Consider the following 9,958-nt stretch of genomic DNA (forward strand, 5'->3'; position numbering starts at 1 on the left):
ATTATAGTTTGTAATTTTCGTGCCCACAAGCCTGTGAATCACTGCCCCACAGGCTTGTGGGCAGGCAACCTACATAAGACCTTTCAGGAATTAACAGCCAGTTATACACTCGACGTAAACGAGGGTTACCGACAATTACTGAAGCTACAAACCATTGCCACCTACAACCAACTTACACAGGAAAGTACCCAGAAACGTGACGGACTGGAACAGCAGATACAAAGAAATCGACAAAAGGATAAATCAACTGAGAGATCGCCTTGCGATGGAAGAGAAGGACCGGGAGATGTATGAAGAATACAAGGCCAAATTTCCGGAAGAACGCCATGCATTTTCCGTCAAATGACAGGAAGAGCGCGGGCTTTAGGGAAAAAAAAAACGGGAACAATACATTTGACTGTACTATTCCCGTTTCTGTGGTGTGAGCCGGGATCGAACCGGCGACACAAGGATTTTCAGTCCTTTGCTCTACCAACTGAGCTACCGCACCATCCGTTTTTATTGCCCTCTCTCGTGAGGGGATTGCAAAAGTAATACAATCTTTTGAATTGCAAAATTTTTTTCGTGAAAAATTTACAAAATCACTTTTTCGCTCAGGATACCGCTCCAAAGTTCATGCCGCCAATAGAGCGACTGGCGTGCATATTCAGCTGCTTCGTCCCATTTATGTTTATCGGTGCCACATAATTCGCTCACCATTTGCATAGCCAGTTGGCTGTGGTGATCCCCGTCTACTTCAATATGTCTTTCCAGGTAATAAATGAAGGTATCCAGTTTCCCGGGAAATTTCTGACCGAGGTCTTTTACCAGGGCGAGGAACATATCGGGGATCAGGTCTTCCCTGCCGAAAGTAAAAACGGCAGCCATAATATGTGCCTTACCGGTGGCAATTACATTAAATGTAAAGTTTAAAAAGCCCTTTACGGCCTCCGGAAGGATAGCGGCGAAGAATAAGTCCTGGATTGTTTTACCGGTTCTTATACCGGTTATAACCGCATTTATGGGAGCGGTATCCGCACCGGCCTGTTGCATGGCGCGCTCATAGAGTTCGAAGTGACTGCACCGGTTTCCTTCCTTATCTACATCGCTTTCTTCGCCTGTTACAATTTCATTGATCAGGTAACGGGTAGCCGCATTGCCTGTTGGTATCCAGGGTACGTTAACGCAGGTAAGCTGTTGCTGCAATCCTTTCAGTAAAGACATGAAATCCCAAACGGCGTATACATGGTACTGCATAAAAGTGCGAACATCATCCAATGTTTGCAGGTCGGCGTATAGTGGATGGCTTACTACCTGCTCCCTAACGGGCGCAATGGTTTCCTGTATTTTTTTGATGTTCATTGTTGTGGTATGGTTCCTGGTAACCGGCATCAGTTGCCGTATACTACCAGGAATTTTATACGCATCAGCTTTAATTGCTCCAGCGAGTAATCATTTTCAATCAGTTCTTCCCTGGCGAGCGCAAGACTAGATGTTTCACATCCTTTGAAGTATTCCATGATCTCATCCTGGGCATAGTCGTCCAGTTCTTCATCCAGGCAATAATCGATGTTCAGTTTGGTACCACTGGCTACAATGGTTTCCATTTCATCAAGTAACTGGGAGAGGGAGAGCTCCTTGTTTTTTGCAATGGTTTCGAGAGGTATCTTTTTATCGATATTCTGGATGATGAATACTTTCATCCCGCTTTTATTCACCACGCTCTTCATCACAAAATCGTCCGGCTTGGTGATATTGTTTTCCTCCACGTATTTGGTGATCACATCCAGGAACTGTTTGCCATAGCGGATCGCTTTACCCTTACTCACGCCCTGGATCTTTTCCAGTTCCTGCACGGTGGTAGGATATTGGGTGGCCATATCTTCCAGGGATGTTTCCAGGAAGATAACAAAGGGAGGAAGGTTCTTTTCCTTTGATACTTTTTTGCGCAGTTCTTTCAGCATTTCAAAGAGTGCCGGGTCGGCAGATGCCTGAGCTTCTGCGGCGGCTTCTTCCTCTTCATCCATAGCATCTTCATCAAACTGGTGATTCAGCGCTACCATGATAGAGTACGGCTTTTTGAGGAATTTGGCGCCTTTGTCGGTTACTTTCAGTAAGCCATATTCTTCAATATCTTTTTCAATTAATCCTTCCAGCATCATCTGGCGCATCAGGGAGTTCCAGAAATGCGCATCAAACTCCTTCCCTTCGCCGAACACATCAAGTTTATCGTGGCGGTAAGTGTTGATTTGCGGGGTGGTTTTCCCGGTGATGATATTGATCACATATTCGCTGCCAAAACGTTCTTCGAGCGAGCGGATAGCTTTCAGCATGATCACTACGCGGTTCTTTACTTCTATCTTTTCTTTTGGATTGCGGCAGTTATCGCATTGTCCGCAGTTTTCGGTATCGTAATGTTCCCCGAAGTAGTGCAGGATAACCTTGCGGCGGCATACGGCGCTTTCGGCATAGGCTACGGTTTCGTTAATCAGTTGCGCACCCATTTCGCGTTCGCTGAGCGATTTATCGCGCATAAGGTGTTCCAGTTTCTGCACATCTTTATGGGAATAGTAGCAGATACAATGTCCTTCCAGCCCGTCCCTGCCGGCGCGGCCGGTTTCCTGGTAGTAATTTTCCAGGCTTTTGGGGATATTGTAATGAATTACGAAGCGTACATCCGGTTTATCGATCCCCATTCCAAATGCAATGGTGGCCACAATTACTTCTGTATCTTCATGAAGGAACATATCCTGGCGCTGCGCCCTGGTAGAAGGATCCAGGCCGGCATGGTAGGCTACTGCCTTTACCCCGTTGGCCACCAGCATGTCTGCCAGTTCCTCCGTGGTTTTACGGTTCAGCGTATAAATAATGCCGCTTTTGCCTTTATGCTGATGTATAAACTTCACAATATCCTTGATCGTCTGTTCCTTTTTGCGTTTGGGCCTGATTTCGTAATACAGGTTTGGACGGTTAAAGGAAGAAATAAAGATATTAGCCTTATTCAATCCAAGATTCTTCACAATATCGCTCTGCACTTTAGGAGTGGCAGTAGCGGTTAGCGCAATGATGGGCAGATTTTCACTGATCTGGTCAATCATTTCCTTCAAACGGCGGTATTCCGGTCTGAAATCATGACCCCATTCAGAAATACAGTGTGCCTCATCTACGGCAATAAATGAGATCTCCAGTTCCCGGAAGAAATCCAGGTTTTCCTGTTTGGTGAGGGTTTCCGGGGCTACATACAACAGTTTGGTTTTCCCTGCTGTGAGGTCGGCCCGTACTTTCTTGATCTGTGCCTTGGATAAGGTAGAATTTAGAAAGTGCGCTACATTGTCCTTACTGCTGTAACCTCTTACCAGGTCTACCTGGTTTTTCATTAGCGCAATAAGGGGGGAAACGATCAGTGCACAACCCGGCTTCATCAGCGCCGGTAATTGATAGCATAATGATTTACCTCCGCCGGTTGGCATTATCACAAAAGTATCTTTGCCTGAAAGGATGCTATTTATAATTTTTTCCTGATTTCCCTTAAAGGAATCGAACCCGAAGTGTTCGCGTAATGCATCCATCAAACGTTCCTTGACAACAGCCATTGCATTCAAATTTTAACTCTAAAGAACCAACAAATGACGAAATATGTTTATATGTTTTTTAGGGGACACGAAGTTACTTAAAAAAGCGCGGAGTATCAATATAAATTACTTGACCGCTTCAGTGCTGGCTAAAAAATGATAAATTTGTAAATAATCATGAAAAGGAATCAAACTATCAATATAGGACAGGTAGCCAGGCGTACAATTGCGATGGAGGCATCAGCTATTAATGATTTGCAACAGTTTATAGATGCAGATTTTGAGAAGGTTGTTGAAAGGATTGCGCAATGCCAGGGAAGACTGGTGGTAACAGGCATTGGTAAAAGCGCCATTATTGCCCAGAAAATAGTGGCCACATTTAATTCTACCGGTACACCTGCACTTTTTATGCATGCGGCAGATGCTATTCACGGAGACCTGGGGATGATCAGGGAGGAAGATGTGGTGATGTGTATCTCTAAAAGCGGCACTTCGGCCGAAATTAAGGTACTTGTACCCCTGGTGAAGAATTTTGGCAACACGCTGATCGCCATGGTGGGGAATACCAGCTCATTTTTAGCCCAGGAGGCAGATTTGATACTTAATACAACCGTTAGTCAGGAAGCTTGTCCAAATAACCTGGCGCCTACTACCAGCACCACTGCCCAGCTGGTAATGGGAGATGCGCTGGCGGTTTGCCTGATAGAATGGCACGGATTTACTGCTGCAGATTTTGCCAAGTTCCATCCCGGAGGTGCTTTAGGAAAGAAATTGTACCTTAAGGTAGGAGATCTGAGCAAACAACATAAAGCGCCACAGGTATTGGCTAACAGTTCATTAAGAGAGGTAATTGTGGAAATTTCATCCAAAATGCTGGGAGTTACCGCGGTAGTGGATGAAAATGGATTGCTCAGGGGAATTATTACAGATGGAGACCTGCGCAGAATGCTGGAGAAAGATGTTCCTACAGCAGCTGTAACGGCAAAAGATATAATGTCGCTTCACCCGAAAATGATCCAGCAGGATCAACTGGCCATTAACGCACTGGAAATGATGCGCCGGCACGATATTACCCAACTGCTGGTGATGGACGGCGAACGATATCAGGGTATTATTCACTTACACGATTTAATCAGAGAAGGAATTATTTAGAAATGACACAGCTGAACAGCCATTTTTATGTGGCAATAATGGCAGGGGGAATAGGCAGCAGGTTCTGGCCCCACAGCCGCACAGACAATCCCAAGCAGTTCCTGGATATCCTGAACACAGGGAAAACCCTCCTCCAATGGACTTATGAACGCTTTGCGCAGTTCATTCCAAAGGAAAACATATTCGTGGTAACCCATCACCAGTATACCGGAAAGGTAAGTGATCAGTTACCGGAATTGCCCGCAGCCAATATTGTGAGCGAACCATCCCGTAAAAATACAGCGCCCTGCGTTGCTTATATTTCTCACAAAATTCATAAACAGGACCCGCTGGCCAATATCATTTGCGCGCCGGCAGACCACCTTATTATGGATGGACCGGCATTTACCAGCGCCTGTTTAAGCGCGTTATTGTTTGTTCAGAAAAACAGCGCCCTGGTTACACTTGGCATTAAACCTACCCGCCCCGATACCGGTTACGGTTATATCCAGTTTGAACCGCAACAGGTAGCTGATAATGTATACCAGGTAAAAACCTTTACTGAAAAGCCGAACCTGGAGCTGGCCAAAACATTTCTTCAAAGCGGCGATTTCCTCTGGAATGCCGGCATCTTTGTGTGGAATATAAAAACCATCCTGGCGGCATTTAAACAATATCTTCCGGAGATAGATGAACTTTTTGAACAGGCCACTCCTGCACTCAATACGCCACAGGAAAAAGAGGTGATGGAGAGAGTATACCCCCAATGCACCAACATTTCCATTGATTACGGTATTATGGAAAAGGCCAGCAATGTGTATGTGATCCCTTCCAATTTCGGATGGAGCGACCTGGGTACCTGGGCCTCCGCCTATGAGAACCTTGAAAAAGATTACCTGGGCAACGCCGTACAGGGAAAAAATGTGGTGGTGATAGACGCTACCAAGTGCATGGTGAAGGTGCCCAACGAAAAACTGGTACTGCTGCAGGGCCTGGACGAATTTATTGTTATAGATACCCAGGATGTACTACTCATCTGCAAAAAAGAAAATGAACAGCAGATCAAGGAATATGTAGGAGAAATCAAACGCAACAAAGGCGAGAAGTTCCTGTAAATATTATTGTGATTTTGATATTGAAATTCAGATATTTAGTGGCGGAAAGATTTCCTGCTGACAAACATCTGATTTTCAATATCAAAAAATCCGGCAATGATCTCAAAACTGCCCAATGTAGGCACTACTATATTTACCGTCATGTCTGCCCTGGCGGCTTCCCACCAGGCCATCAACCTCTCCCAGGGATTTCCCGATTACGACTGCAGCGATGAGCTGAAAGCAATGGTAAATGAGGCCATGCAGCAAGGTCATAACCAATATGCGCCTATGCCGGGCCTTTCACAGCTTCGTAATGCTATTGCCGCAAAGATCAGCCAGCTTTACCGGCAGGAAGTGCATCCCGACACTGAAATAACAATTACGCCTGGCGGCACCTATGCTATTTTTACTGCCATTGCTACGTGTATACATCCGGGTGATGAAGTGATCATTTTTGAACCGGCATACGACAGCTATATTCCCAATGTACTGGTGAACGGCGGAGTACCGGTATTGATTCCGTTGTCGTTTCCTGATTACCGGATCAACTGGAATGAAGTGAGAAGTAAGATCACTCCCCGCACCCGGATGATTATGTTTAACACGCCGCACAACCCTACCGGAAGCATTTTACAGGAAAATGATATAAAGGAACTGGAGAAACTGGTGGAGGAGTTTAACCTGATTGTATTGTCTGATGAAGTATATGAACACCTGGTTTTTGATGGTGCGCAACATCACAGTATACTGCGTTACCCGGCTATTTTCCGCAACAGCTTTGTTACGTTTTCCTTTGGCAAAGTGTTCCATAATACCGGCTGGAAAATGGGTTATTGTGTGGCGCCGGAACACCTGATGAAAGAGTACCGGAAAGTACATCAATACCTCTGCTTTTCAGTGAATACACCCATGCAGTATGGCCTGGCAAAATTCCTGGAAACGCCGTCGCATTATCTTGAACTGCCGGCATTTTACCAGCAGAAAAGAGACTATTTCCTGGAGCTGATGAAAGGCTCCCGTTTTACCCCGCTGGCCAGCCAGGGGAGCTATTTTCAACTGATGAAATACGACAGGATCTCAGCCGAAGGAGATAAGGATTTTGCCATTCGTATGACCAAAGAATTTGGTGTGGCGGTAATACCGGTATCAGCGTTCTACCAGGATGGGAAGGATGATCATGTAATCCGGTTTTGTTTTGCGAAGAAGCAGGCAACACTGGAACAAGCTGCAGCACGACTGCAACAGATATAAAAAAAGGAGGCCGCTAATAACAGTTTGATCAATGCCTTTAAATAATTGATCAAACCGTGTTATCAGTGCCTCCCTCTTTTTACGAAAAAGCAAGTTTATTCTCTTCTATAAAAGGGCGCCGGGTTAAACAGCTACTGCTGTTGCTTCTTCCTGTTTGTTGCTTTCCAGGATCAGGGTGTGTTCCATAAAGCTCACAATACCGGTTTCCACGTCATAAATAGCACCGATAATACCTACTTCACCTTTCCCGATCATATCGCGCAGAATGTTGCTTTGTTCCATGATAGCCTGAACCGAGCGCTCTACGTGGATCTTATTTACAGCTTCCACAAATTTGCTGTTATGTGAAGTACGATCTTCTTTAACTGATTTCTCTGCAAAAACAGCGGGTGTTATTTTATTCAGTAGGCCGGTGAGGTTACCCATTTCCACGGTATCGCATGCCCCTTTCACAGCACCGCATTTAGTGTGGCCAAGCACCACGATGAATTTTGAACCGGCAATTTTGCATGCATATTCCAGGCTGCCCAGCACATTATCAGAAATAACCGCGCCGGCTAAACGGATGCTGAAAATATCGCCCAGCCCCTGGTCAAAGATCAGTTCTGCAGAGGTACGGGAATCCATACAACTCACAATTGCCGCCATAGGCCATTGTCCGTCGGAGGTGTCGTTCAGCATCTGAAGAAGGTTACGGTTCATGCGGAGGTTATCCACAAACCGGGTGTTGCCGGCTTTTAGCAATTCCAGTGCTTTCTTTGGAGATATATTGGCCTGAGATATTTTATTAAGCGTTTTCATTATTGTCGTTTTTTTGAAATTGAAAAATGAACGGAGCCATAGTTGGAATCCGTTGCTTTTTGTTTCGGGTAAAGGCGCTTAGCCTTTAATTCAATTGCAGCTCTTTCAGCAATTCCTTGTGGTTACCGGAAGAAATAGTGTGTACCTGTGGGGAGTTCAGCCGGGTTTGTTCTTCGGCGGAGAGGTCTGGTGTATTCTGAATATTATACACAGATTTAAACCCCGTTAGTATTACCTTGATATTTTTCTGCGGCGCTTTAATGTCTTTAAATTCGCGGATAGTCTGCAATACATCAAAGTCGATGTAGGCCGTTTTATGTGCATCGATCACCAGCGTGATATTTTCCGGCATATGATCCAGTGTAAGCAGGATACTGGCTTTATTCAGGAAAGAAACCTCCTGTGCCAGTTCCAGCCGGATGCTATCGCCGCTGTGATATTTCTCTTTCCGGAAATAATAAGAGCTTTTCATATTACCGCGTAAGATGGCTATTACGCTTACAGCCATACCCAGCGCAATACCTACCAGCAGGTCTGTAAATACAATGGCTACTACAGTTACTGCAAAAGGCACCCATTGATACTTGCCGTTTTTGAACATTTCCTTGAAAATGGAAATTTTACACAATTTGTAACCGGTTACCAGCAACACTGCTGCCAGGGTAGCCAGCGGAATTTTATTTAACAATACCGGGATCAATGCGGTGCAAACCAGCAATAAGGTACCATGTATCATCGATGCCAGTTTGGTTTTTGCACCGGCGTTAATGTTGGCGCTGGAACGTACAATTACAGAAGTAATGGGTAACCCGCCAATTAAACCACTGATGATGTTACCAACCCCCTGCGCTTTTAACTCCCTGTTAGGAGAAGTATGACGCTTCAAGGGATCGAGCTTGTCTGTTGCTTCCACGTTCAGCAGGGTTTCTACCGAAGCTACTATGGCAATAGTAATACCGGTGATCCATACATCCTTATTGGAAATGGCGCTGAAGTTGGGCAGGGTGAACTGGCTAACGAAGTCACCAAAACTGTCTGGTACCGGTAAGGTTACCAGGTGATTAGATCCCAGTGCCAGCAGCTCACTGCCGGAAAATGCCATATTGAGCAATATGCCGGTAATTACTGCTACCAGTGGCGCTGGCACTACATTGAGCTTCGGGATCTTGCTCCAGTACAGAATAATGAAAATGGAGACGATGGTGATCAGTGTTGCGCCAAGGTTAATATGGTTAACTGCAGACAACAAGGCACTGAAAGTATTTTCTCCATCTACCTGAAAAAAAGTAAAATCGCCTTCAGCATTAGCGTCATAGCCAAAAGCATGAGGTATTTGTTTCAGGATGATGATAATACCAATAGCGGTAAGCATACCTGTGATTACATTGGAAGGGAAGTAGTTGGCTACTGTACCTGCTTTAATTAACCCCAGGATAAGCTGGATGGCGCCACCTATTACCACACTCAGGAGGAATATGTCGAACGCACCCAGTTTGGTGATAGCTACCAGTACAACGGCAGTAAGACCAGCTGCCGGTCCGCTTACACTCAATTGCGAGCCGCTTAAAAAGCCGATCACCAGACCGCCGATGATACCGGAAATCATACCGGCAAACAGGGGGGCTCCGGAGGCCAGGGCTATACCCAGGCACAATGGCACCGCAATGAGGAAAACAACAAGGCCGGCTGAAAAGTCACCTTTTATATTAGAGAATAATGATGTTTGCTTGTTCATAAAATATTGCTTTTCCGTTGAGGGATCGCACTTCCGGATAGCAGCAAAATGCTGCAACCGTGGAAGCTGCAATGATAGAATAGTACTACCGTTAACGACTTAATAGCGGTATCTCCCTGATGGACACACCTTGTCCCGGTAGTGTTTTAAATAATCAGTAATAAATGAATAGAGAAAACAGCTGCTGTAACTACAACGGCTGAACGAAATTATGCGATGTGCATATTGGGAGGGGGGGCATGAATTTCCTGAGCAGGGTTGCTGGGGATATCTTCCATTAAATGATATTGTAAAATACCAAGAATGAGCAGCGGGTTAAACTGAATTTCGTCAAACTGTTTACAAAACTTCAGTTCTTTTGCAATCTTTACGTGGTCAGCTCCACAATCAAC

The 9,958-nt window shown here is 45.3% G+C and carries 9 protein-coding genes and 1 tRNA gene; 4 read left to right on the forward strand and 6 right to left on the reverse strand.

All coding sequences use genetic code 11. The features are described from left to right. A partial coding sequence (locus tag VN105_RS06575; RefSeq protein ID WP_325639116.1) for a hypothetical protein occupies positions 1 to 294 on the forward strand: 294 nt, incomplete at its 5' end. A 123-nt stretch (positions 295 to 417) separates the two neighbouring features. On the opposite strand, the gene VN105_RS06580 is transcribed toward VN105_RS06575, so the two are convergent. The 3 genes from VN105_RS06580 to recQ all read right to left on the reverse strand — a co-directional run bounded on the left by VN105_RS06580 (position 418) and on the right by recQ (position 3,572). Beyond that, positions 418 to 490 (reverse strand) — tRNA-Phe (locus VN105_RS06580). A gap of 83 nt (positions 491 to 573) precedes the next feature. Then, the gene (locus VN105_RS06585; protein ID WP_325639117.1) at positions 574 to 1,341 is read right to left on the reverse strand and encodes a DUF3050 domain-containing protein; all 768 of its coding nucleotides are present in this window, start codon (positions 1,339 to 1,341) and stop codon (positions 574 to 576) included. Between the two features lie 29 nt (positions 1,342 to 1,370). Continuing rightward, the gene (gene recQ, locus VN105_RS06590; RefSeq protein ID WP_325639119.1) at positions 1,371 to 3,572 is read right to left on the reverse strand and encodes a DNA helicase RecQ; all 2,202 of its coding nucleotides are present in this window, start codon (positions 3,570 to 3,572) and stop codon (positions 1,371 to 1,373) included. Positions 3,573 to 3,728: 156 nt separating this feature from the next. On the opposite strand from recQ, the gene VN105_RS06595 reads away from it, so the two are divergent. From VN105_RS06595 to VN105_RS06605, 3 genes are all read left to right on the forward strand, one after another. Next, positions 3,729 to 4,703: a KpsF/GutQ family sugar-phosphate isomerase gene (locus VN105_RS06595; protein ID WP_325639121.1), complete on the forward strand. Its 975-nt coding sequence runs from the start codon at positions 3,729 to 3,731 to the stop codon at positions 4,701 to 4,703. A gap of 2 nt (positions 4,704 to 4,705) precedes the next feature. Beyond that, entirely contained in the window at positions 4,706 to 5,797 is a 1,092-nt protein-coding gene (locus tag VN105_RS06600; RefSeq protein ID WP_325639123.1) for a mannose-1-phosphate guanylyltransferase, read from the forward strand. Positions 5,798 to 5,893: 96 nt separating this feature from the next. Then, entirely contained in the window at positions 5,894 to 7,030 is a 1,137-nt protein-coding gene (locus tag VN105_RS06605; RefSeq protein WP_325639125.1) for a methionine aminotransferase, read from the forward strand. A 123-nt stretch (positions 7,031 to 7,153) separates the two neighbouring features. On the opposite strand, the gene VN105_RS06610 is transcribed toward VN105_RS06605, so the two are convergent. The 3 genes from VN105_RS06610 to VN105_RS06620 form a co-directional block, all read right to left on the reverse strand. Further along, positions 7,154 to 7,831 carry a carbonic anhydrase family protein gene (locus tag VN105_RS06610; RefSeq protein WP_325639127.1) on the reverse strand — a complete coding sequence of 226 codons (678 nt, stop codon included), beginning with the start codon at positions 7,829 to 7,831 and terminating at the stop codon, positions 7,154 to 7,156. Between the two features lie 85 nt (positions 7,832 to 7,916). Beyond that, complete coding sequence (locus tag VN105_RS06615) at positions 7,917 to 9,566, reverse strand: SulP family inorganic anion transporter (RefSeq protein WP_325639129.1); 1,650 nt, start codon at positions 9,564 to 9,566, stop codon at positions 7,917 to 7,919. A 209-nt stretch (positions 9,567 to 9,775) separates the two neighbouring features. After that, the coding region (locus tag VN105_RS06620; protein ID WP_325639131.1) for a hypothetical protein at positions 9,776 to 9,958 on the reverse strand (183 nt) is incomplete at its 5' end.

This window comes from Chitinophaga sp., from assembly GCF_035564935.1.
In the GTDB taxonomy this organism is placed as follows: domain Bacteria; phylum Bacteroidota; class Bacteroidia; order Chitinophagales; family Chitinophagaceae; genus Chitinophaga.